The 23,781-nt window shown below is 62.8% G+C and carries 16 protein-coding genes; 13 read left to right on the top strand and 3 right to left on the bottom strand.

Annotated elements, in window-relative coordinates; translation table 11 throughout:
• Positions 1-26: 26 nt before the first annotated feature.
• The 7 genes from ABHM97_RS15055 (at position 27) to ABHM97_RS15025 (ending at position 10,925) form a co-directional block, all read left to right on the top strand.
• Positions 27-1,322, top strand: coding sequence for an aspartate aminotransferase family protein (locus tag ABHM97_RS15055; RefSeq protein ID WP_349471344.1), 1,296 nt, complete (start codon positions 27-29; stop codon positions 1,320-1,322).
• 2 nt (positions 1,323-1,324) lie between these two features.
• Positions 1,325-2,224: a fumarylacetoacetate hydrolase family protein gene (locus ABHM97_RS15050; RefSeq protein ID WP_349471343.1), complete on the top strand. Its 900-nt coding sequence runs from the start codon at positions 1,325-1,327 to the stop codon at positions 2,222-2,224.
• A gap of 33 nt (positions 2,225-2,257) precedes the next feature.
• Complete coding sequence (locus ABHM97_RS15045) at positions 2,258-4,348, top strand: hydantoinase/oxoprolinase family protein (RefSeq protein ID WP_349471342.1); 2,091 nt, start codon at positions 2,258-2,260, stop codon at positions 4,346-4,348.
• Positions 4,349-4,350: 2 nt separating this feature from the next.
• Positions 4,351-6,111 carry a hydantoinase B/oxoprolinase family protein gene (locus ABHM97_RS15040; protein WP_349471341.1) on the top strand — a complete coding sequence of 587 codons (1,761 nt, stop codon included), beginning with the start codon at positions 4,351-4,353 and terminating at the stop codon, positions 6,109-6,111.
• Between the two features lie 81 nt (positions 6,112-6,192).
• Complete coding sequence (locus ABHM97_RS15035) at positions 6,193-7,326, top strand: Gfo/Idh/MocA family protein (RefSeq protein ID WP_349471340.1); 1,134 nt, start codon at positions 6,193-6,195, stop codon at positions 7,324-7,326.
• A 188-nt stretch (positions 7,327-7,514) separates the two neighbouring features.
• Positions 7,515-9,476 carry a 3D-(3,5/4)-trihydroxycyclohexane-1,2-dione acylhydrolase (decyclizing) gene (gene iolD, locus ABHM97_RS15030; RefSeq protein ID WP_257368304.1) on the top strand — a complete coding sequence of 654 codons (1,962 nt, stop codon included), beginning with the start codon at positions 7,515-7,517 and terminating at the stop codon, positions 9,474-9,476.
• A 93-nt stretch (positions 9,477-9,569) separates the two neighbouring features.
• Entirely contained in the window at positions 9,570-10,925 is a 1,356-nt protein-coding gene (locus ABHM97_RS15025; protein WP_257368303.1) for an aldehyde dehydrogenase family protein, read from the top strand.
• 87 nt (positions 10,926-11,012) lie between these two features.
• On the opposite strand, the gene ABHM97_RS15020 is transcribed toward ABHM97_RS15025, so the two are convergent.
• A complete protein-coding gene (locus ABHM97_RS15020; protein ID WP_349471339.1) occupies positions 11,013-12,836 on the bottom strand; it encodes a flavin-containing monooxygenase in 1,824 nt (607 codons plus the stop codon).
• 46 nt (positions 12,837-12,882) lie between these two features.
• Complete coding sequence (locus tag ABHM97_RS15015) at positions 12,883-13,632, bottom strand: glucose 1-dehydrogenase (protein ID WP_349471338.1); 750 nt, start codon at positions 13,630-13,632, stop codon at positions 12,883-12,885.
• On the opposite strand from ABHM97_RS15015, the gene ABHM97_RS15010 reads away from it, so the two are divergent.
• From ABHM97_RS15010 to ABHM97_RS14995, 4 genes are all read left to right on the top strand, one after another.
• The gene (locus ABHM97_RS15010) at positions 13,631-14,548 is read left to right on the top strand and encodes an SDR family NAD(P)-dependent oxidoreductase (protein WP_349471337.1); all 918 of its coding nucleotides are present in this window, start codon (positions 13,631-13,633) and stop codon (positions 14,546-14,548) included. The genes ABHM97_RS15015 and ABHM97_RS15010 overlap by 2 nt on opposite strands.
• 106 nt (positions 14,549-14,654) lie before the next feature.
• Positions 14,655-16,184, top strand: coding sequence for an aldehyde dehydrogenase family protein (locus tag ABHM97_RS15005; protein ID WP_349471336.1), 1,530 nt, complete (start codon positions 14,655-14,657; stop codon positions 16,182-16,184).
• Between the two features lie 36 nt (positions 16,185-16,220).
• Positions 16,221-18,050 (top strand): sigma-54-dependent Fis family transcriptional regulator, encoded by a 1,830-nt coding sequence (locus tag ABHM97_RS15000; RefSeq protein WP_349471335.1) that lies wholly within the window; start codon positions 16,221-16,223, stop codon positions 18,048-18,050.
• Positions 18,051-18,248: 198 nt separating this feature from the next.
• Complete coding sequence (locus ABHM97_RS14995; protein WP_349471334.1) at positions 18,249-19,721, top strand: APC family permease; 1,473 nt, start codon at positions 18,249-18,251, stop codon at positions 19,719-19,721.
• An 87-nt stretch (positions 19,722-19,808) separates the two neighbouring features.
• Here ABHM97_RS14995 and ABHM97_RS14990 read toward each other — a convergent pair whose 3' ends face one another.
• A complete protein-coding gene (locus tag ABHM97_RS14990; protein WP_349471333.1) occupies positions 19,809-20,993 on the bottom strand; it encodes a Gfo/Idh/MocA family protein in 1,185 nt (394 codons plus the stop codon).
• A 187-nt stretch (positions 20,994-21,180) separates the two neighbouring features.
• Between ABHM97_RS14990 and ABHM97_RS14985 the strand changes: the two genes are divergently transcribed.
• Entirely contained in the window at positions 21,181-21,948 is a 768-nt protein-coding gene (locus tag ABHM97_RS14985) for an SDR family NAD(P)-dependent oxidoreductase (RefSeq protein ID WP_349471332.1), read from the top strand.
• Between the two features lie 53 nt (positions 21,949-22,001).
• Entirely contained in the window at positions 22,002-23,762 is a 1,761-nt protein-coding gene (locus ABHM97_RS14980) for an IlvD/Edd family dehydratase (protein WP_349471331.1), read from the top strand.
• The last annotated feature ends 19 nt before the right edge of the window (positions 23,763-23,781 follow it).

Genomic DNA, 23,781 nt, shown 5'->3' with positions numbered 1-23,781 from the left:
AATTGAAAAGACTGGAGAAACCCGACTTGGCTACCACCAATCATTTAGAAGACCTCGCCGCATTGCAGAACCCTGCAGAGGATCCGCACCTCCGCCGTGGGCCGCGCGGCTTCCCGCTGCTGCCTGGCGGCTACGGCCGGTCAACCTACTACACCGGCGCGCCAAGCCCTTACGCCATCAAGGGCGAGGGCTACCGGGTGTGGGATGACCGCGGCCGTGAACTGATCGACGCGAACAACAACTTCACCTCCCTGATCCACGGCAACGCCCACCCGGAAATCACCGAAGCTGCAACCAAGGCCCTCACCACGGGTGCAAGCTGGGGCATCCCGAACCTTTACGAATGGGAACTCGCCGAACTCCTGCTCGGCCGCCTTCCCGAACTGGACCAGGTCCGTTTCGCGAACTCCGGCACCGAAGCCGTCATGTCCGCGATCCGTATTGCCCGTGCCAGCACCGGCCGTGAGCGCGTTATCGTCACCAAGGGCGGATACCATGGAACGTCCGAGGTTGCCCTGGTTCCCGGTGGACCGTCCTACCAGCGCGGCGTCACCCGCGGCGTGATCGACGACGTCACAGCGGTTCCGCTGAACGACGTCGAATTCCTGCGCCAAGCGGTCGAGGCCGCTCCGGACGCCTACGCCGCTATCATCCTGGACCTGCTGCCCAACCGGGCCGGCCTCCTCACCATCAACGAGGAGTTCGTCCGGACTGCCCGGGAACTGGCCACCCGTTACGGCATTGTGCTGATCATCGATGAGGTCATCAGCCTCCGCCTTGGCTACAGCGGCTTCAGCGGCGAATACGGGGTTACCCCGGATCTGCTGACCACTGGCAAGCTCATCGGCGGCGGATTCCCCGTCGGAGCAGTCTGCGGCAAGGCCGAACTGATGGCCGAGGTGGACCCGACGCGTCCTGGCAGCCTGCCGCACGGTGGCACCTTCTCCGGCAACCCCGTCAGCATGGCGGCCGGTTCCGTCGCCCTGCGCCTCTACACCGAAGATGAGGTCAAGCGCCTGAACGAGTTGGGCGACACCGCTCGCGACACGGTCAACGCCAGGGTTTCCGAAGCCGGTTGGGAGATCCGCGGCCGCGGCTCACTCCTCCGCGCCGTTCCGGCCGGTGCAGAGAAGGTGGACGAGCACACCCAGCACAAGCTGTGGTGGGCCTCCTACGAGCGCGGCCTGCTCGGCTCCCCGGCCAACCTGTTGTCGCTGTCCACGCCCATGGACGAAAAGGTGGTCGCTGACGTTACGGACCGCCTGGCCGACGCCGTCCTGGCAGTCGCCTCAGGGGCTCCCACCACGGAAGGCGCAAAGTAGCCATGAAGATTGTTTCCTACGAACACGAGTCTGGGGTCCGCGGTGGCGTCCTGATCGATGACACCGTCTATGACCTGGAGCTGCTGCTGCAAGGTTCCCGCCAGGCGGTGCACGGAGCCACGACGTCCGTCCGGGAATTCCTGGAATACTACGGTGACAGGCTTGAGGCCATTTCGGCCGAGGTCAGCGCATTGGCTGGTCGGGACCCCGAAGCCCATGTGGGTACGCGGGCCGCTATCCGTTTGACCACACCCGTGCCCAATCCCTCCAAGGTGCTGTGCATCGGACTGAACTACAAGGACCACGTTGCCGAGACCGGGCGCGCGTTTCCGGAGTACCCGGACGTTTTCGCCAAGTTCGCCTCCACCATGGTTGGACCCGAGGACGAGATCGGCGGTGCGACGGTCAGCCAAAACCTCGACTTCGAGGGCGAGCTGGCAGTAATAATCGGGCGCAAGGCCAGTCGGGTCACCGAAGAAGAAGCGCTGAACTATGTTGCAGCGCTTGCCCCGCTGAACGATGTCACGGCCCGTGACCTGCAGTACCGCGGGACCCAGTGGCTGGCAGGCAAGGCTGTGGACGGGTCAACCCCGTGGGGCCCTGCCCTGGTCACCTTGGACGAAGTGGGCGATCCCCAAAACCTGGGCCTGGCAACCCGCGTGAACGGCATCGAAGTGCAGCGCTCGAACACGAGCCACCAGATCTTCCCGATCGCCCGGATCGTCTCCTACCTCTCAAGCTTCCTCACCCTGGAACCCGGCGATGTCATTGCCACGGGGACCCCGCAGGGCATTGGTGCCAAGCGGAATCCGCCTGTCTGGCTTGAACCGGGAGACACGGTGGAAATCGAGATCGACAAGGTGGGGCTGCTCCGCAACACCGTGGGCAAGCCCCAACTCTAACCCCCTGCAAGCTCTACGAAAGTAATGAAGACCATGAGTGATGTACAAACACAAGCAAGTGAGGCCAGGTACCGCATCGCCGTCGACACCGGCGGTACGTTTACCGACGTCGTGGTTGGTTCCAACAGCGGTGACATGGCGGTCGGCAAGGCGTTGACCACCTACGACCGCGTGTTCACCGGCTTCGAAGCGTCCGTCCGCCGCGCAGCCGAGTCCGTTGGCTGGAGCGGTGACGATGTTCTGCGTAACGCAGACGTTATTGTCTACGGCACCACCCACGCCACCAACGCTGTTCTCACCGGTAAAGTGGCCAAAACGGCACTGCTGACCACGGACGGTTTCGCCGATACCCTGCTGCTGCGCGAAGGTGGTCGCCGTGATGCCTTCGATTCCAAGGCTGCCTACCCGCCGCCGTACATTCCCCGCCAGCTGACCTTCGAAATCACCGAGCGCATCTCTGCCGAGGGCGACGTCCTGGTGTCACTGGACGAAGAGCAGGTCCGCGAAGTCCTCGGATCCTTCAAGGAACAGGGCATCGAGGCCGTAGCAGTCTCCTTCCTGTGGTCCATCATCAACGATGCCCACGAGAAGCGGGTTGCCGAGCTGATCCAGGAAATCCTCCCCGGAGTTCCGTACACGCTCTCCAACGCGGCAAACCCCACCATCCGCGAATATCGACGCTCCTCGGCAGCCTCGATCGACGCTTCCCTGAAGCCGTTGATGGCCGACCACTTGGGCAAGCTCCGCTCGGACCTCCAGGAGTACGGTTTCGCTGGGGATCTCTTGGTGGTCACCTCCGAAGGTGCCGTCCTCGACGTCGCCGATGTCCTTGACCGTCCCGTCCTGCTTCTGAACTCCGGCCCGTCCATGGCACCGTTGGTGGGCGCGGCTGCTGCTCCAGACCACGACACCGTGGTGGTCTGCGACATGGGCGGCACCACCTTCGATGTGTCCTTGGTGGAGAACGGCGTGGTCCGTCACACCCGTGAGGCGTGGCTGGGGGAGCCGTTTGTCGGTCACCTCACCGGTTTGTCCTCCGTCGCGGTGTCCAGCATTGGCGCCGGCGGCGGCAGCATCGCCTGGATCGACGGCGGCGGCCTGCTTCGCGTGGGCCCGCAGAGTGCACGCAGCACCCCCGGTCCGGCAGCCTACGGCCGCGGCGGCGAAGAACCAACCGTCACGGACGCTTGCGTGGCGCTCGGCTACCTCGACACAGAGGGCTTCGAAGGTGGCTTTACCCTGAACCGCGAGGCTGCCATTAAGGCCATTGACACCCGCATCGCGGGGCCGCTGAAGATGGACACCCTGCAGGCCGCCCAGGCCATCCTGGATGTCTCCGCCAACCACATGGCCACCGCCATCCGACAGTCTGCCCTCGAACAGGGCGTTGATCCCCGGGGCGCGCTCATTGTTGCCGGCGGTGGCGCCGGTGCCATGGTCGCAGCGATCATCGGCAGGCTCCTGGAAGCCGACACCGTCCTTGTCCCGGCGACCGCCGGCGTCCTGGCCGCCTACGGCGCTCACCGCGCCCCGATCGCCACAGAGTTCCTCTCTCCGCTGCACAACGACACCCGCAGTTTCGACGCTGGTTCGGCCTCCCGTGCGGTGGAGGACCTAACAGCCAAGGCTGAAATCTTCGTGAAGCGCTTCGATGGCGTGGGCGAGGCACCCAAGGTCACCTACTTCGTGGATGCCCGGTACCCCGGCCAGGCCTGGGACCTCCGCGTCTACCTCGACGCCGCCCCAGACACCTCCGGCGATGCGGCAGGCATCATCGAGCGCGCCTTCCACGAAGAGCACGACCGCCGCAACGGCACCCACGACCCCGACAGTCGCGTGGAGATTATCACCTGGGGCGTCCGCGTGGAGATACCGCGTCCGGAGCACGCCAAGTCAGAAAGCGAACTCAGCCGCACGGCGGAAATCCACCGCACTGACGACATCGTGTTTGGCGGCGAACCTTTCAGCACCCAGCGCTACCGGGGCGTGACGCTCGCGCCCCGCGACAAGATCGTGGGACCGGCCGTCATCGACCAGCCCACCACCACAATCGTCGTACCGCCGGAATGGGACGCGACGCTCGATGAACGATCCAACATCTACCTCACCCGTAAGGAGGCGTAACCGTGACGCGCGAATTCGATCCCGTAAAGCTCTCGGTCCTTGCCAACGCATTCGACGGCATTGTCCGCGAGATGACCAGCGGCCTGCTCCGCTCCGCCCGCTCGTCCGTCATCAACACGGCCCGCGACTTCTCCTGTGCCGTGCTGACCGCGGACAACCAGTTGCTCGCCGCGGCCGAAGGTGTGCCAGTGCACGTCTTCGGCGCCGGCCCGCTGGGCGAGGACATGGTGGAACTGCACAAGGACATCCGGGAAGGCGACGCGTTCCTGCACAACGATCCCTACATGGGTAACTCGCACGCTGCAGACCACGTGATCCTGGTGCCCATTTTCATCCAGGGACGCCACCTCTTCACTGCCGTGACCAAGGCCCACCAGGCCGACTGCGGCAACTCGCTTCCCACCACGTTCTTCGCCACAGCGCGGGACGTTTATGAGGAAGGCGCGCTGATCTTCCCCTGCGTCCGGATCCAGCGCGACTACACAGACATCGACGACATCATCCGCATGTGCAGGTCCCGCATCCGTGTTCCCGACCAGTGGTACGGCGACTACCTCGCATCCGTGGGGGCTTCCCGTATCGCCGAGCGCCGCATCCACGAGCTGGCAGAAAAGTTCGGAGTCGATGACCTGGTGGACTTTGTGGATGCCTGGTTCGACTACTCCGAGCGACTGACCGCCGGCGCAATCGAAAAGCTGCCCGAATACGTCCTCCATGGCACCTCTGCCCACGATCCCTTCCCCGGCACCGGACCGGACGGCGTGCAGCTCCAGGCGACCCTCGAGGTGAAGCCCAAGCAAGGCAAGATTGTGATCGACCTGCGAGACAACCCGGATAACCTTCCCAACGGCTTGAACCTCACCAAGGCAACCGCCACCGGCGCCGCATTGGCCGGCATCCTTTCCGGCATCCCGGAGAACCTGCCGAGCAACGCCGGAACCTTCCGCCGGGTGGAAGTGCTGCTGCGTGACGGCTGCGCCGTCGGTGTTCCGAAGCACCCGTACTCCTGCTCCTCGGGCACTACCAACCTCGCCGACCGCGTAGTGAACATCGTCCAGGCCGCGTTCTCCCAGATCGACGACGGATACGGCACCGCCGAGGGTGCCGCCGGCCAGGCACCCGCCAAGTCGGTCATCTCCGGCACGGACGAACGCAACGGCAACGCCTATGTAAACCAGATCCTGGTAGGTGGTGTCGGCGGGCCGGCTACCCCGTTCGTCGACGGGTGGCCCACCTACCAGCGTCCAGTGTGCGGCGCCCTGCTGTACCACGACAGCGTGGAAGTGGACGAGCAGCGTTACCCGATCCTGGTCCACGAACGCACCCTGGTAGCCGACACCGGCGGAGCCGGCCGCCAGCGCGGCGGACTCGCAACCCGGGTCACCATGGAACCCCGTGGGGAGAGCGTCACCCTCACCTACGGCATCGAAGGCAAGATCAACCCGCCCAAGGGTGTCCGTGGCGGCCACGACGGGGCAGAACCGTCCGCCTGGGTAGAGGACCTCAAGACCGGCGAACGGCGCGAGATCCCGGTAGTAGGCCGCTACGACCTGCAGTCGGGCGAGAAGGTCGTCTCCATCACCCCCGGCGGTGGCGGCTACGGCGATCCGCTGGAGCGTGACGTCCTGGCAGTCCTCGACGACTACCGGGAATCCCGCGTCACTGCCGAGGCCGCAGCTGCCGATTACGGCGTCGTTATCACGGACGGCGCAGTTGATGAGGCAGCCACGGCGAAGGCCCGCCAGGAACGCCTGGCCGGCTAGCCGACTGCTATCGCAACCCATCCCGAGGCGAGGTATATTCCTCGCCTCGGGATGTTCCAACAAACATTTACGGAGATTCACATGGAACCCATTCGAGTCGGCATCATCGGCGTCGGAAATGTCCTTAACCAATACCTGGACAAGATCGGCGTCCACCCCGACGTCAACATCGTTGCGCTCGCGGATGTGAACCCCGAGGCAGTGCGGAAGCGTGCTGCCGAGTACGACGTTCCCAAGGCCCTCACTCCGGACGAGTTGCTCGCAGATGAAGACGTGGAGTTGGTCCTCAACCTCACGCCGCCCAAGCTCCATGCACCGGTCACCCTACAGGCGATCGCGGCCGGCAAACATGTCCTTTCGGAGAAGCCCTTCGCGACCTCTCTTGAGGAAGCCAAGCAGATCCTGGACGCAGCAAGGGCAGCCGGCGTCAGAGTCGGCTCCGCGCCCACCACGTTCCTGGGTTCCGGCATGCAGACCAGCCGCAAGCTCATCGACGACGGCTGGATCGGCGAGCCGGTGGCGGCCTTCGCATCGTTCGCGTGCCGGGGCTATGAGCACTGGCACCCGAACGTGGACCCCTTCTACAGCCCCGGGGCTGGCCCGATGCTGGACATCGGCCCGTACCTGATCACCAATCTGGTGAAATTCTTCGGCCCGGTGAAGCGGGTATCCGCGACCACGCCGCGTTCCTCCGAGACCCGTCCCCGCCCGGGCAAAGAGGACGAAGTCATCCAGATCCAGACCCCCACGCACGTCACGGGCACCCTCGACTTCGAGTCTGGCGCTACAGCTACGGTGATCGTCAGCTGGGACATCTGGAACCACAACCTGCCGCACCTGGAAATCTACGGCACGGGCGGTTCGCTGGCCGCTCCGAACCCGGACCACTTCTCCGGCGCTCCCGTGCTGCGCCGCGGCGAGCCTGGCGACCTTGCGCTGGACATGACACCTCCCGGTGGCGGAGATTGGCGCGAAACGCCCATCACCCACCGGGACGACGCCTACCGCGGCATCGGCCTGGCCGAATTCGGTTACGCCATCCGCAACGGCGTGGAACCCCGGACCGGCGGCGACTTCGCCTACCACGTCCTGGAAGTCCTCCTCGCCTTCGAGGCGTCCTCTGAGCAGGGCAAGCACATCGAAATCGACAGCACGTGCGAGCGGCCCCGGCCGTTGCCTTCGGTAGGGCCGCAGGAGCCGTACCGCTTCGACTAAGACAAATACGAAACAGCAGCCGACGGCGGCACGTAAGTGCCGCCGTCGGCTGCTGTTTGTTTGGTGTCCGGGCACATGGGTTGCTGCGTCCCAAACTGGGACACAACTTTGCTTCCCCATGGTGAAAACCTGATGTTCGGGCGAATCGGTTTGCAAATGCCGACGCACCTACGAATTTAGGAGAACCCATGACTAGCACAGCCGCTGCTGATATCGGCACCGAGGTCAATATTGCAGCCGATAAAAAGGCCGTCCGCCGCCGCACTGTCGCACAAGCGATCGTTGAGTATTTGCAGGTCCAGTACAGCGAACTCGATGGTGAAAAACGGCGTCTGATCGCCGGCATGTACGGCATCTTCGGGCACGGCAACTCCGTTGGCCTGGCTCAAGGCATCGATGAATACGGTGTGGACTTCCCGCATTACCAGGGCAAGAACGAGCAATCCATGGTCCACGCGGCCATCGGTTTCGCGAAGGCTTCCAACCGTGCCGCCACTCTGGCCTGCACCGCTTCAGCGGGCCCAGGATCCACCAATATGGTCTCCGGTGCCGCCACGGCCACCACCAACCGACTCCCTGTGTTGCTGTTCCCCGCGGACATCATCAACAACCGGTTCGGCGACCCCGTGCTGCAGCAGATCGAGCACCCTGTTGAGCGAGATGTTTCCGCCAACGACTGCTTCCGTCCTGTCAGCCGATACTTCGACCGGATCACCCACCCCGCACAGTTGCTGTCCACGCTCCCGGAGGCCATGCGCGTCCTTACCGACCCTGTGGAAACCGGTGCCGTGGTGGTTTGCCTTCCGCAGGACATCCAAGGTGCCGAGTTCGACTTCCCGGAGTCCTTCTTCACCCCGCGTGTCTGGCACATCCGCCGTCGCCCGGCAGTTGAGGACGAGCTGCGCGACGCCGCCGAAATCATCCGCAACGCCAAGCGTCCGCTGCTGATCTCCGGTGGCGGTGTCCGCTACTCCAAGGCACAGGAGGAACTGGCACGTTTCAGCGCGGAGTTCGGCATCCCGGTGTCAGAGACCTACGCGGGCAAGGGCAGCGGACCCATCACCGACCTCAACCTCGGTGCTCTGGGTGTGACCGGCACGGTGGGAGCCAACGAGATCGCGGATGGTGCAGATGTGGTCATCACTGTCGGCTCGCGACTCCAAGACTTCATCACGGCCTCGCATTCGCTGTTCCAGAACCCGGACGTTAAGTTCGTCAACCTCAATGTGGGCTCCTTCGATGCCCACAAGATGGGCTCATTCCCTGTGATCGGGGATGCCAAGCTGAACCTGGCCGCCCTGCGGGCGCGCCTCGCCGCCGTCGGATACTCGACGTCGGACGAGTTCCGCAGCGACATCGCAGATGCCCGCAAGGCCACTCAGGAGGTGCGCAAGCACGACCTCCAGGATTTCGCCGGCGAACTGATGAGCCAGGCCCAGGTGATCGATGTACTCAACAAGCGCACCACCAGTGATGACGCACTCATCTTGGGCTCCGGCGGCGTGGTTGAGGGCATCCACAAGGCGTGGGATCCCTCCAATGGCACCGAAATTCACTTTGAATACGCCAACTCCTGCATGGGCCATGAGATCCCGGCCGGCCTCGGCTACCGTTTGGCCCGTCCCGATGCGCCGGGCGAGGTATATGTCCTGATCGGTGACGGTACCTACTTCATGCAGCCCACCGAACTGGTCACGGCTGTCCAGGAACGCAAGAAGATCATCACTATCGTTATCGACAACCGCGGACACCAGTGCATCTGGCCCCTCCAGGTTGCCAAGGGTGGTCCGGGCCGCGAATTCGGCACTCAATACCGGGAACGCAGCAAAGAGTCTGGTCGACTGGACGGGGCGATCCTCGACTTCGACATCGCCGCCAACGCGGCCAGCATGGGCTGTGCTGCCTGGTCCACGACGACCGTCGAAGAGTTCTCGGCTGCCCTCACCGAAGCGAAGGAAACCGAAGGTCCCGCCGTGATCGTGGCCCGTGTTGAGCCGTGGCGCTACCTTTCCGGCAATGGCGCCTTCTGGGACGTTGGAGCTCCGATGACTTCGGAGCGGCCCGCCACCCTGGAGGGTGCTGCCAGGCACCTCAAGGGCCGTGAGCGCCAGCGCTTCTACGCTGCCACCACCGCACCTGAAACGCGCTAAGCGCACCGGGCGGGACCGCTACGCAGCGGTCCCGCCCGTCGTCTTACGGGCTTGCCCGTTCTTTCTGATTTTCGCAACTAAGGAGCATTCATCATGAGCGCATTTGCCGTTACTGATCCGGCTACCGGAACCATCCACGCCGAATACCCCGCAGCCACTGATGCCGAGGTGGAAGCCGGGCTCAGCGCAGCACAGAAGACCTACCAGGAGTGGTCCCGCACCACCACGGTGGCCGAACGGGCGGCCTTGGCCAAGCGTCTTGCGGACCTGTTTGTCGAGCGTAAGGACAAGCTGGCTGCCATCATCAACCGGGAAATGGGCAAGCCGCTGCAGCAGGCAGTGGGCGAAGCTGAGTTCTCCGGTTCCATTGCGGCCGCTTTCGCGGAGCACGCCGAGGAATGGCTGGCTGATGAGCAACTCGAAGTAGCAGACGGGCTCCGGAGCTTCTTCCGGTACCAGGGCCTCGGCGTGATTCTGGGCATCATGCCGTGGAACTACCCCTACTACCAGGTGGCACGGTTTGCCATTCCGAATATCATTTTGGGCAACACAGTGATCGTCCGCCACGCCAGCCAGTGCCCGGAATCGGCGTTGGCGCTGGAGGAACTTTTCCGCGACGCAGGCTTCCCGGAGGGCGCCTACGTCAACCTGTTCGCCACCCACCAGCAGATCTCGGACATTATTGCCGACGACCGCGTACAGGGTGTCTCACTGACCGGTTCCGAGCAGGTGGGAGCGATCGTGGCTGAGCAGGCGGGGCGCGCGCTGAAGAAGTGCGTACTGGAGCTCGGGGGCGCCGACGTGTTCCTGGTGCTCGATACGGATGACGTGGACCTTGCAGTGAAGAAGGCCGTCATGGGCCGCATGGGCAACACAGGCCAGTCGTGCAACGGTTCGAAGAGGATCGTCGTGATGGACAAGTACTTCGATGAGTTCTCGGAGAAGTTCAAAGCCGCCATCGCCGGACAGTCCTACGAGAACGGCGATTTCGGGCCGATGTCTTCGGCTTCGGCCACCAAATTCCTGGCCTCGCAGGTGCAGGGCGCCTTGGACCAGGGCGCCGAAATCCTAGTAGGCAACAATGAGCCCGAGGGCAACGTCTTCACGCCGACGGTGATCACCAACATCACCCCGTCCATGGACGTTTACAGTGAGGAGCTTTTTGGCCCTGTTGCCCAGCTCTACAAGGTCAGCAGTGACGCTGAGGCGATCAAGCTGGCCAACTCTTCGCCGTACGGCCTGGGTTCCGTGGTGATTTGCGACGACGTTGAGCGCGCCGAGCGCGTCGGCAACCAGCTCGACGTCGGCATGGTCTTCGTCGGTGCCTACGACCTCAGCGGTGCGGACGTGCCATTCGGCGGCGTCAAGAAGTCCGGTTACGGACGGGAACTGGGCAAGGTGGGCATGCTGGAGTTCGCCAACAAGAAGCTGTTCCGCTTCGCGAAGTAGTTTTCAGCGCACAAGTTTCAGCGCAGCACATAGGAGGCCGGATCATCGCGATCCGGCCTCCTTCCTGGCTTTTAGCAGCAAGCTGCCTTATTGCTCCTGCTCTGTGTACGGCATAGTGCCAGCCTCCATCGCTGCCAGCTGCAGCGCAAGCAGTTTGGAGTAGAACCTGCCGTCGCCGATGCCGAGGGAAACCATGAACCACAGCTGGTCCACCGCGGTTCGCCGCCACAACCGGCCATATTCGCGGTCCGCCCCCACCTTGGCGAACTCTCCGACCCGGTCAGCGATGTCACCACCGAGGACCTGCCGGACCACCGATGGAGCACCTTGGTAACCGGTAGCGAATACAACGAGGTCAGCCGCCAGGCTGCGATCCCCGTCCAGCAGGACCCCGCTGGAGCTGAGGCCCTCCACGCTGCCATGACGTAACTTGATGGTTCCATCGATGATCAGTTCGGAAGCGCCGGCGTTGTAGTAATAGCCGGTTCCGTTGAGGCCAAAGATCAACCCCAGGACGCCCTGTCCGTCTGGGCCGTCGCTCAGTTCGAAGCCGGCTTCAATCAGGCCGTCCAACAGTTCCCGGTCCATCGCCTTGACCAGCTCAACATGTTTGGGTCCGTGTGCAGGGAGTGCTCCGAAAGGCGTCGAAGCGTTGATGAGGTCGGCTTCTTCGGTGCTGTATTTTCCGCTGACGTGGTTCGCATGCATCACCTTGTGGAAAGTGGAGGTGTTCATGACAAAGGTTCCGGACCGCTGGATCATGGTAACGTCGACGCCGTGCTCGGCCAGATCCTGTGCGATGTCGTGCCCGCTGACGCCGGAGCCGACAACCACGGCACGCTTTCCCTGCCATTGTGCGTGGCCCTTGTAGTCCACGGCGTGCATCACGGTGCCCTGGAACTCCGACCCTCCGGGTACCTCCGGAATGTTAGGTGCAGCGTTCATCCCGGTGGCGAAAACCAGATGCTTGGGCTTGATCCTGCGGTGGTTCCCTTGCCGGTTAATGTCGACGATCCATCGCCGGGATGGTTCGTCGAACTTCGCGGCGTCTACTGTGGTGCCGGTCCAGACGGCCAAATCCAGGAGTGTCGCGTAGCTCTCCAGGAAGTCTCCCAACTTGTCCTTGGGAGTGAAGCGGGGCCACGTCGATGGGAACGGAAGATACGGCAGATGGTCGGAAGCCAGCGGAGTGTGGAGCGCCAGCGAACTGTACCGTTTACGCCAGTTGTCCCCAACGCGCTCGTTCGGTTCCAGAACCAAGGCGGGAATCCCAAGGGCCCTCAGGCGTGCTGCCAGCATGAGCCCGTTGTGCCCTGCGCCGAGGATGACAACGTCAGGCTCCTGCTGGGTGAACTCGGGGTCGAGTCCGTCCTGCCAGCCAACGCGGTTCCGGACCGGCCCGTGGGTTCTTCCGCTCGGTCGGGCGTCGAGATGGCACTCGGGGTGGCTGTCCAAGGCGTCGAGGGCCAACACGAGGGTCGCCGCGAGCCAGGTTCCGTCGTCGTCCGGCTGCACCAAGCGGACGTGGCCGAACCCGTTGCCTGCGCTGTTCCTGAACTGCAGGAAAGCGGATATGGCGCCGGAAGTTCCCTCCTCGACAACCACCGATGCGTTGCCCGGCCGCACCTGGATCGACGTCGGCCGGTCTGCTGCGGGAACGGCGAGGCAGGTGGAGATCTCCTGGTGTCCAATCGCATTGCGGAAATCCCAGGACAGGGCCAGGAGGTCACGGACAACGCCGTCGGGCAGGAAAAGGTCCGCAGCGGCGGCGACGTCCTGCGAGGACAAGGCATTCGTGAGCTGTCCCACCCATTCATGCACGATCATGCGGGGTGTTGTGGTGGAGCCCGGCTCCATTGCCTGGGCTATGGCTACATCAGTCATGAGTGCCGATTCCTTTGTGTGTGTCATGTGTATTGTCTCTTTCACTGTGGCGTCCGTAGACGAGCCGCCCTCATTACTGCGCGGTGTATCCGCCGTCGATCAGCAGGTCCGCCCCGGTGATGTAGCTGGCTTCGTCGCTTGCCAGGTACAGGACGCCATAGCTCACCTCTATAGGCTGGGCGGCCCGCTTCATGGGGGTAGCGTTGCTGAACTCCCTGTTGGACTCCTCGCCCTCTTCCTCAGCCATGGGCGTCATCACAAGTCCCGGCGACACGGAGTTGATACGCACGCCACGGTGCGCGTATTCCATGGCAGCGGCACGGGTCATCATCTTCACGGCCCCTTTCGAGGCTTGGTAGGAGAAGCCTCCGGGGCTGCCGACAGTGCCATTGATGGAGCAGGTGTTGACGATTGCGCCGCCGCCGCTTCGCTCAATCGCAGGTGCACCATGCTTAAGGCCAAGAAAGACGCCCTGTTGGTTGATCGCGGTGGTCTTGGACCAGCCGTCCAGGCCCTCATCTTCGACAGACTTCATGGTTCCGACGATTCCGGCGTTGTTGATCAGGATGTCCACGCGCCCCCACCGCTCTTCCGCTGCCGCTACTACGTATTTCCATTCGTCTTCGGAAGCAACGTTCAGATGCAGATAATGGACATCGTGCCCGGAGTTTCGGAGATCATTGGCTACTGCCTCGCCGACGTCGTCCAGCATGTCGGTGACGAGTACCGAAGCGCCTTCTTGGGCGAAGAGGCGTGCGTGGGACTCGCCCTGTCCTCTGGCGCCGCCAGTGATGATGGTTACCTTGCCTTGCACACGGCCCATGAGTCTCTCCTTTGGTGTGGATGATGTGAAGTGCTTCACGCTTGGGAAGACGTTACTGCTGCCACTTGACGGGATTTGTGTCAGAAAGAGACATCTTTTGCCTCAGGATCCGCGCCAGCATGGGCGGGAGGCGGGGCACCGGACCGCGCGGGATCAAAGGGGATTGACAGTGGGCGTGCGGCTCCAAGGCAAAACAGCGATAGTCTCCGGCGCAGCTTCCGGGCAGGGCCTGGCGACAGTGCGCGCACTGGCGGGCGAGGGGGCCAATGTCGTTGCGGCAGACATTGATGAAGCCGGGCTGGACCGACTGGCAAAAGAGAACGTGCAAATCTTCACCCATCGTTGTGACATGAGCAAAGCTGCTGACGTGGAACGGCTCGTTGCCACGGCAGAAGAGACATTCGGAGCAGTCCATGCGCTGCTGAATTGCGCCGGATACTTGCGGGCGGCCTCCGTTCTGGAGACGAGCGACGAAGTCCTCGATCGGATCATCGATATCAACCTCAAGGGAGTGTTCTACGGTTGCAAATACGCCATCCCTGCACTGCAACGGGCCGGCGGGGGATCAATCGTGAACTGGGGCTCGGTCAACTCGATGGTGGCCGAACCCGACATCGCCGCATATTCCGCATCCAAAGGAGCGGTGCTGATGCTCACTAAATCTGTGGCGGTCGAATACGCCAAGGACAACATCAGGGCTAACTGCCTGTGCCCCGGCGGCGTCCGTACTCCCATGGTTGCCGGTTTTTTCGACGAAGGGTTCCTCGAGGACGAACAAGCCCAGCGCGCCTACCAGCCGCTCGGCCTGATCAGCCCGGAGGAAGTAGCGGACGTCGCAGTGTTCCTGGTTTCGGACGAATCACGAAAGATGACGGGTTCTGCCGTCATGGTCGATGCGGGCTATACGGCCGTCTGAACAGATGTCCCACCTTGGGACAGTAGGCGCTGCCCTGGCTGCGTAATCTCGACAGAACCATCCCGCACGTTGGGGCGCAAACAATCCATAGAGGAGCAATCACGCGATGACCATTGACCAGCAACAGGCCTTCGCAGCCCGGATGACGGAACAACGGCGAAGCGGCCACACAACAGTTCACCACGTCATCGCGGGACAGGAATATTTTGAAGGCGAGCTCCTGCAGCGGGAAGACCCCAGCAACCCCAGCTCGGTGGTCAGTGCCTGCCACGACGCGCCGGATGAACTCGTCAAGCTGGCTGTTCAGGCGAGCCGTGATGCCCAGCGTGAATGGTCCCGGGTTCCGGCCGCACGGCGCATTGAACACGTTCGTCGGGCCATTCCCTTCATTGAGGAGCGCCTCGAGGAGTGGGCGGTCCGGGTGGCCCTTGAGATCGGCAAGCCCTACGCGGGTGCAAGGGCCGAAGGCGCAGAAGTGCTTGAAATCCTCCGGCAGTACGCCGATTACGCGTCGGCTCCAGGAGCCTTTGAGGATCGACGCAATGAGGACCCGTCCGGACTGGCCAACGAATCCGTACTTCGGCCCTACGGCGTGTTCGGCGTCATTACGCCGTTCAACTACCCGATTGTCCAGGCTGCAGGTCCAGCCATTGCTGCGCTGATCGCGGGCAACGGAGTGGTGGTTAAGACATCGCATGATGGTCCGTGGTCCGGGCACGCCGTATATGAGCTCTGCGAGGCAATGGGACTCCCTCGGGGATTGGTGAACGTGGTCCACGGAGGCGACAGTCCCGGACGGGCGTTGGTTGCCTCGGACATCGACGGCATCTGCTTCACGGGTTCGGTGGCCGTAGGGAAGTCGATCCTGGGGGACTTCGCCTCCGGGCCCTATCCCCGCCCCGTCATTGCCGAAATGGGCGGCAAGAATCCGGTAATTGTCACTGATACGGCTGATTTGGAACAGGCCGCCGACGGCATCGTCTTCTCGGCATTCGACCTCAGTGGGCAAAAGTGCAGCGCGCTGTCCCGGGTGTTGGTTACCCCTTCCGCCCACGACAAACTCGTGGAGCTCGTAGGGGAGAGAGTCAGGGACCTGAAGGCCGGCGACCCTGTGGATGCAGGTGTGTTCGCGGGTCCCGTTGTTTCTGCCGAGGCCGTGGATCGCTACGCCGGACTGCTGGCAACGGCCCGCGGTGAAGAATTCCACGTGGAGACCGGCAAGGCTCAGGATGGCGGCTACTTTGTTCCGGCCACCGTGGTGTCCGGAGTGCCCGCAACTCATCGCTTGGCCACCAAGGAGCACTTCCTGCCCTTCCTGACCATCAGCAAGGTGCCCACTTTCGAAGCGGCCTTGGCGGCCGCCAACAACACAGAAATGGGTCTGACGGCGGGAATCTACACCGGTGACGAGGCAGAGGCGCGGGAGTTCCTCGACCGTGTCGAGGCCGGCTGTGTGGACGTGAACGTCCCGGGCCACGCCACGACCGGGTGGTGGCCGGGACCGCAGACCTTTGGCGGCTGGAAGGCGAGCGGTACGACCGGGAAACAGACACTCGGGAAGTGGTACTTCCAGCTTTTCGGCCGCCAGCAGGCGCGGAAACTTCCCGCTCACCTGCAGCACCTGCTCCAGCACTGACATCAGCCAAGCCACTATCGGGAAAGCAGGCACGGCATGGCTTCGAAGGACGTTTCATGGCTCCCTACGGCTTCTTCGCTGCGCGTGGGCGGGACGCCCAACGCGGAAATTCAGTCGCTCAGGGAACGTTTCCTGACAGAACCCGGAGCGACGGACCTGAGCAGTCTGAGGCCGGTCATTGCCAGATCCTGGCAGCGGAGCCTGGCCTGCAATGTAACGGTCACGTCGCCGTTTCTGCAGGCTGCTGTCCACCAGGCCGACGAGCAGTTGCTCGCTGCTGCCGAACCCATCCTGACCGAACTCGAACGTCTGTGCAGCGACTCCGGGGGGCTGGTGGTGCTTACTGACGCCGAAGGCACATTGGCCGTCTTTCGCGGAGATGCCACAGAACGTCGAAAGGCGGAGCTGTTGTTTCCGAGCCTGGGAGCGCAGATGGCCGAGGACCTGATTGGAACCAACTCCGACGGAACTGTCCTTGAGGAAGGCGAAGCAGTACAGGTCTGGGGCGCCGAACACTTCAGCGAGGCGCTCCAGAACAGTTACTGCACGTCTGCTCCCATTCGTGATCCGATACGCCGCTCCGTGAGGGGTGTCCTGGGCCTGATGTTGCCCGAGAAGCTGGCACGCAACACGGACCCCGGCTCTGTTCTCCTGACCGTCCATGGGGCGGCCGCGGACATCACCAGGAGGCTGGCGGAACGACTCGCGGCGCGGGAGCAGGCGCTAATGTCCGAATACCTGAAGGAGATCCGGAAACGCGGAGCAGATGCTGTGGTGGCGATGGATGAACGCACCACCATCGCAAGCCGGAGTGCCCTCCGCATGCTGGATCCCAGCGATTTCGCGGTACTCGCGGCCCTGGCGCGGGAAGCCGAACAGCGGGACGGCCTGTCCCAGCACCGTCTGAATGTCAGTACTGGCAGGGAGGTGCAGCTTCACATCCGTCCCATGGAGTTCCGCGAATCAGGCTCTGGCGGAGCGTCCGTGATGCGCGTCCAGGTGCCGTCCGTCTCGCTGGGTGTGCGGGCGGCGACTACTGCCCGTGAACCGCAAGCGCATTTCGACGGGATGGTTGGAACCAGCCGGGCCTTCAAGAGGGCTCTTGGTGCTGCGGCTGCAGCCGTGAGCAGGCGGATGCCTGCTCACATCATCGGGGAACAAGGAAGCGGTAAGCGAACTTTGGCGGAGGCCATGGCCGGTCGCCTGTCGAGGGAGACGCGAATATTCGACTTTACCCAAAAGCCTGCCCGGGCCACTGTTGACGACGTTGATGCTGCCCTTGAGCAAGGGGCGGCTGTTATCCTCCACAGGGCAGACAAGTGCCCGCCGCATTTCCTGGACGACTTGGAAGGTCTGCTCCACGTCCTGGAGCAACCCCAACTTATCCTGACTGCCGGCGCCGTTAGCGATGATCTCCTGCCGGTGCTGTCTGCGTTGAGAGGCATTGAGGTTGGCATGCCACCTCTTCGTGACCGGCGTGAGGATATCGTCGGGCTGGCGTCGCATCTGCTAAGGAGAGCGGTGGGCAGGGAGGTCCGAATGTCACCGAAGTTGCGGGATGCACTGGTGGCTGCGGACTGGCCGGGCAACGTGCGGCAACTCCGCGACCTGGTTGAATCCGCTGCCTCACGGTCCCTGAGCGGAGAACTGCACCTGTCGGATCTCAACGCAGTGCAGCTGCGTGGACTTGGCACCATGCCGCTTACCCGGTTGGAAGAAGCGGAGCTTCAGCAGATCAGGGCCGCCCTCGCCGAGGCATCAGGTAATCGCGTTCGGGCCGCCTCACTGCTGGGGATCGGAAGGTCCACGCTTTACCGCAAGATCGAGTTATATGAAGCCAAGGGGTTCGATCTGGCGCTGTGCTGATGTCCCTGTCTGACGGTTGCGTGGTCCGGAATGCATCATCCTGGCACAGTTCCAGTGCCGTTCGAAGATCACAATCTAGGAACTGACCCGAATCCGGTTGAATCTACCCTCTGGTCATAGCAGCACGGCCAATCGGCCGCTCTTTCACCCAACACAGCGCGAGTCAACGGTGACTCCACTCCTCCGAGGAGAAAACACGTGAAACAAGAACTCCCCGTCCGACGCGAAGCAGCGGACGAACCAGAAGTCAGTGAAGCACGATCGTCGAAATACCAGCTCAGGGGCCGGATGGGAACCACCGGACTCCTCTTCACAGTGCTGGCCTTCACGGCTCCCCTTGGCGTCGTCTTCGGCTTTGTCTCTGTGAACATCTCCTTTGGGGTAGGAGTCCCGATCGCTTTCGTCGCGGTCGCTGTCCTGATGGCACTCTTTGCCATGGGATTCACTGGAATGACCAAGGCCATACCGCGGCCTGGAGCTTTTTACACCTACATCCGCGAGGGTTTGGGCCGTCCCTTCGGTTTGGGGGGATCTTTCCTTGCACTGGTCACCTACGGCTTCAACGTGACATCCTGCATTGTTGTTTCCGGCATTGCCGTGAACAACCTGCTTGGCGCCTTCGTAGATGGCGTGTCAACGCCGTGGTGGCTGTGGAGCATGGTGATGTTCGGCATCGCTTGGGTGCTGAGCTACTTCAATGTGGAGCTTTCCGCCAAGGTCCTCTCCGTCATCCTGGCCGTCGAAGTCCTTTCGGTAGCTGTCTTTGACATCGTCATCATTTCCAATGGAGGGCCAGAGGGCCCGTCCTTCGAACCTTGGAACCCCTCCAACCTCTTCACCCCAACCATCGGTGTCCTCCTGTTGTTCAGCATCGGAGTGTTTAACGGGTTTGAAGCCACGGCCATCTACAGGGATGAGGTCAAGAAGCCGGCCATCACCATTCCCCGGGCCACCTTCCTGGCCGTTGCCTTCCTGGGAATCTTCTACGCTGTTTCAGCCTTTGCCCTCATCCTGTCAGCGGGAACATCACAGGCAGTGGCAGTGGCTGGGGCGGACCCCACGGCCATGATGCCAGACGCGCTACTGCGCTACTTCGGAGCCTTCGCCAACCAGGTCATCGCCATCCTGCTGGTCACCAGCTTCTTTGCCTCAGGCTTGTCCCTCCAGAACATCCTTTCCCGTTACACCCACTCCCTTGCCGTTGATGGCATCTTTCCGAGGTCCATCGCGGCAGTGCACCTCAAGCATGGGTCTCCGCACCGCGCTGCTGTAACAGTTGGTGCCGTTCTCCTGCTTGTCCTGCTGGTCCTGGTCCTCTCGGGCGGTGACGAGGATTCCCTGTATGCCGCGGCGGCCGGCGTTGCGTTCTATGGGATGCTGCTTTTGCTCTGCCTGACGGCCATTGCGGTCATAGTGTATTTTCGCAGGAACAAGTCCTCGATGTCGTTCTGGCGGACGCTGATCGCCCCGATCGTGGCCCTGGCAGGGATTGGGTTCGCTTTGTTTACAGCTTCCTTCAATATGGAGCTGTTAGTGGCCGGGGATCCGCTCCTGCTGACGGTTCTGCTTCTGATCCCTTACGCGTCGATAGTCGCCGGCATCTTCCTGGCGCTGGTCCTCAGAAGCCGGAAGCCGGATACGTACATTCGGATTGGACGCGCTCTGGACTAAGGCGGCCCGCCCTAATAGGGCTCGAAAACGTAACTACAAAAGGAGGCCGGATCATCGCGATCCGGCCTCCTTCCGTGCCCTAGGGGCTTAGGCTCCGTAGGTCGTGTGTCCGGAGACTTCCGGAATTTCCACCCAGTCACCGGAACCGGCGCTCTTCAGCGAGGCATCCACCAGTTCGGATGCCGACCACCCGTCAGCCACCGAGGGACCGAGCTGCTTGCCTTCGGCCACCGAACGCAGGAACAGCGCGGCCTCGATGGTCTTGAGGTCATTGAAGCCGATTCCCGGACCGGGACCCGGCTGGAAGCGGCCGAATTCGCCGTAGGACGGCGGTGTCATGATGGTTCGATAACCGCTGCGGTCGGTGGCGAGCTCAAGCTGGTTCATGCGTTCGAAGTTCCAGCGCAGCGAGCCTTCCGTGCCGTACACCTCAATGATGTATTCGGCGTGCGGTCCAATGGCTACGCGCGTGGATTCAAACATACCGATCGCGCCGCCTTCGAAGCGGGCCAGCATTGCGGTGTAGTCCTCGTTTTCAACCTCACGGGTGACGTCCGAGGCCTGGCCCATGTCGAAGGAGTTGGAGGAAGTACCGGCCGGCAGCGGGCGGTCCTTAATGAAGGTTTCCGTGACGGCATTGAGCGAAGTGATGCGCCCAACCAAGAACTGTGCAAGGTCAAAACCGTGACTCAGCACATCGCCCAGGACGCCTGAGCCCGCTCGTGCCTGCTCGTAGCGCCACGTGAAGACCTGCGTCGGGTCGGAGGCGTAGCCGGTGAGCAGGCGGATCTGCACGTTGGTCACCTTGCCCAGCGCGCCGGAGCGGATGAGCCGCCTGGCTTCAGCTACGGCTGGTGCGTGCCGGTAGTTGAACCCCACGGATGTGATGAGTCCCGCAGCCTCGGCGCCTTGGGCAATCTCGCGGGATTCCTGGGCGCTGCGGCCCATGGGCTTCTCGATCCAGAAGTGCTTGCCGGCTTCGATGGTTGCCAGGGCGATTTCGTGGTGCAGGAAGTTTGGGGAGCAGATCGAAACGACGTCGACGTCCGGGTTCTCGAGCACTTTGCGGTAGTCGGTAGCCGTTTCCTTGTAGCCGAGCGCGTCCTCGGCGTGTTGGCGGCCGGCGTCGTCTGGGTCTGCCGCGATCACCAGCTCGGGGTGCCGCGGCAGTTCAGGGAAGAACTGTTTGGTGGCGAGGTAGGCGCGGGAATGCAGGCGCCCCATCCACCCCACCGAGATGAGGCCAACGCCAATGCGGTTCTGGTCTTCCAAAGTGGACTCCTTAGTTTTTGCCGCTCTCCGGCGGTGCCGTGCCGCTCAGCGAGGCGGCATCTGCGGATCAGCTTATGAACGCAGGGTGTGTGCGCTGTGTCTCAATCTGAGACATCCTCCGAAGGCATCCGGCTGTTTGAGTAGGACGTACTAGTCCAGCAACGCAAACAAAGAGGAGCCCGCCAACATGATGGACCGCAGTCAACCAGTTCGCACCGAACCGCTGCGGGTGCTCGTCACAGGCGCGACGTCCGGTGTCGGTGAAGCTACTGCAAAACTCTTCGCATCGAGGGGGGCGCGCGTAGCCCTGCTCGGACGCCGTGCGGTGGAACTGCAGCGCGTCGCGGACGACATCGACGGCGGTGGGTACCAGATAGTCACCAACGTTGCCGACGCCGAATCAGTCAGGGATGGAGTCCGGGGCGCGATCCACTCCCTCGGTGGGCTGGACGTGGCCGTTAACGCCGCGGGCGTTGCCGGCTATGCGGCCCTCCAGGACCTGGACGAGCACCGCTGGCGCGAAGTGCTGGACACCAACCTCTCCGGTACGTTCTACGTCGCCCGGGAAGCGGGACTCCACCTGCGCAGAGCCGGGGGTGGAGCGATCGTCAATGTTGCCTCGGACCTCGCAACCATGGGAGTCGCCGGGCTGGCCCATTACTGCGCAGCCAAAGCCGGTGTAGTGGGGCTCACAAAGGCGCTTGCAGTGGAGCTGGCGCCCCATGTCCGCGTCAATGCCGTCTGCCCCGGCCCGATTGATACACCTATGCTGCGCTCGGGCCTGGACGCCGAGCCGGATCCCGTCCTGGCCCTTCAGCAGAAGCAAAGCACTGTGCCGCTGAGCCGACTCGCCGATCCGGAAGAGGTGGCAGCAGCCATCTATTTCCTGGCCGTTGACGGCACCTTTGCCACCGGCACCAGCATGGCATTCGACGGCGGCACGTCCGCCGCGTAGCTGTAAGACCCACGACCTCATATAGAAAAACAAGCCAAGGAGCCTTGAAAGATATGTCCGAGTCGAATTACAACGACCTCCGCAGCGCACGATGGTTCGCGCCACACGACCTCACGGGATTCGTACACCGCACCGCCATCCAGGCTGAAGGCTTCTCACGCTTCGCCCTCAAAGACAAACCAGTCATTGGCATAGCAAACTCCTGGTCGGAACTGGTTAACTGCAACATCCACTTCAAACTGCTGGCCGACGCCGTGAAGCGCGGGGTCCTCATGGCCGGCGGGCTGCCGCTGGAGTTCCCGACGATCTCCTTGGGTGAGAGCTTGATGAAGCCCTCTGCAATGCAGTTCCGGAACCTGATGGCCATGGACGTTGAAGAGTCCATCCGCGCCTACCCGCTGGATGCCATCGTGCTTCTGGGCGGTTGTGACAAAACCGTCCCGGCGCAGCTCATGGGTGCCGCCAGTGCGGATGTTCCCACCATCATGCTGACGGGTGGCCCCCAAGAGCCCGCCCACTTCCGGGGGAAACAGCTCGGGGTTGGCACTGACACGTGGAAGTACGCAGATGAGTTGCGTGCCGGCAAGATCACCGAGGCGGACTTCGACGAGCTTGAATCCGCAGCGAAACCTTCCGCAGGACACTGCAGTGAGATGGGCACTGCCTCCACTATGACATCCCTCGTCGAAGCCCTGGGCATGTGCTTGCCGGGCACTGCCTCAATCCCTGCAGTGGACGCGCGCCGCGCCCAAGCAGCGGAAGCCACAGGACGCAGGGCAGTGGAAATGGCCCTGACGCAGGGGCCAAAGCCCAGCGAAATCTTGACCAAAGAAGCCTTTGATAACGCCATCACGCTCTTGATGGCTGTAGGTGGTTCCACCAATGCCGTCGTGCATCTCCTGGCGCTGGCGAGGCGCGTTGGTTACGAGCTGCCGTTGGACCGCTTCCACGAAATCTCGCAGCGCACGCCTCGCATCGTCAATGTCCGCCCATCGGGTGAGTACTTGGTGCAGCAGCTGTTCCAGGTAGGTGGCATCTCCACGGTACTCAAGGAGCTGACGCCACTGCTGAACAAGGATGCCATTACCGTCACGGGTGAGTCTCTTGAAGATGGCTACAAGATGGCACCAGAGCCGGACGGGGTCGTAGTCAGCACGCTCGAAACACCCTTCGACGCTTCAGGTGGCATCGCCGTCGTCCGTGGCTCCTTGGCACCCAATGGTGCCGTGATCAAAAGGAGCGCAGCCTCCAAGGACCTGCTGCAGCACAAGGGGTCGGCGGTGGTGTTCGAGGATATTTACGACCTCGGCCGCAGAATTGATGATCCGGATCTGGATATCACGGAAGACTCCGTACTGGTCTTGCGCAACAGCGGGCCCGTAGGAGCTCCCGGTATGCCCGAGTGGGGCATGCTTCCCATTCCGGAGAGGCTGCTGCGCCGTGGTATACGGGACATTGTCCGGATCTCCGATGCGCGGATGAGTGGTACGGCCTTCGGCACCACAGTCCTGCATGTTTCGCCGGAGGCTGCGGTGGGCGGCCCGCTGGCCATTGTCCGCGACGGCGATCCGATCGTGCTGGACGTCGAGAATCAGCGACTCGATTTGGACATCCCGGCTGAAGAAATCGAAAACCGCCTGGCCGACCTCAAGCTTCCCGCCCCGAAATACCGACGCGGCTACGGACGCTTGTTCATTGACCACGTCAACCAGGCACATGAGGGCTGCGACTTCGACTTCCTCAAGGGTTTGCCTGATGAAGAGCCGCAACGGCTGCCGTATGGACTGATGAGCGGTTGGCAGGGCGGCTGGTAGGCCGCCGCCGAAACTAGGC

Origin of the sequence: Paenarthrobacter sp. CAP02 (assembly GCF_040137855.1) — a bacterium.
In the GTDB taxonomy this organism is placed as follows: Bacteria; Actinomycetota; Actinomycetes; order Actinomycetales; family Micrococcaceae; genus Arthrobacter.
The sequence above is the reverse complement of the archived record's forward strand: the minus strand, read 5'-3'. Positions and strand labels throughout refer to the sequence as shown.

What these genes read in the sequence shown, in the direction of transcription:
- ABHM97_RS15000 (WP_349471335.1), top strand. Translation starts at nt 16,221, where the DNA reads ATGGCTTCGAAGGACGTTTCATGGCTCCCTACGGCTTCTTCGCTGCGC.
- ABHM97_RS14985 (WP_349471332.1), top strand. Translation starts at nt 21,181, where the DNA reads ATGATGGACCGCAGTCAACCAGTTCGCACCGAACCGCTGCGGGTGCTC.
- iolD (WP_257368304.1), top strand. Translation starts at nt 7,515, where the DNA reads ATGACTAGCACAGCCGCTGCTGATATCGGCACCGAGGTCAATATTGCA.
- ABHM97_RS14980 (WP_349471331.1), top strand. Translation starts at nt 22,002, where the DNA reads ATGTCCGAGTCGAATTACAACGACCTCCGCAGCGCACGATGGTTCGCG.
- ABHM97_RS15020 (WP_349471339.1), bottom strand. Translation starts at nt 12,836, where the DNA reads ATGACACACACAAAGGAATCGGCACTCATGACTGATGTAGCCATAGCC.
- ABHM97_RS15010 (WP_349471337.1), top strand. Translation starts at nt 13,631, where the DNA reads ATGAGTCTCTCCTTTGGTGTGGATGATGTGAAGTGCTTCACGCTTGGG.
- ABHM97_RS15005 (WP_349471336.1), top strand. Translation starts at nt 14,655, where the DNA reads ATGACCATTGACCAGCAACAGGCCTTCGCAGCCCGGATGACGGAACAA.
- ABHM97_RS15045 (WP_349471342.1), top strand. Translation starts at nt 2,258, where the DNA reads ATGAGTGATGTACAAACACAAGCAAGTGAGGCCAGGTACCGCATCGCC.
- ABHM97_RS15015 (WP_349471338.1), bottom strand. Translation starts at nt 13,632, where the DNA reads ATGGGCCGTGTGCAAGGCAAGGTAACCATCATCACTGGCGGCGCCAGA.
- ABHM97_RS15025 (WP_257368303.1), top strand. Translation starts at nt 9,570, where the DNA reads ATGAGCGCATTTGCCGTTACTGATCCGGCTACCGGAACCATCCACGCC.
- ABHM97_RS15050 (WP_349471343.1), top strand. Translation starts at nt 1,325, where the DNA reads ATGAAGATTGTTTCCTACGAACACGAGTCTGGGGTCCGCGGTGGCGTC.
- ABHM97_RS15035 (WP_349471340.1), top strand. Translation starts at nt 6,193, where the DNA reads ATGGAACCCATTCGAGTCGGCATCATCGGCGTCGGAAATGTCCTTAAC.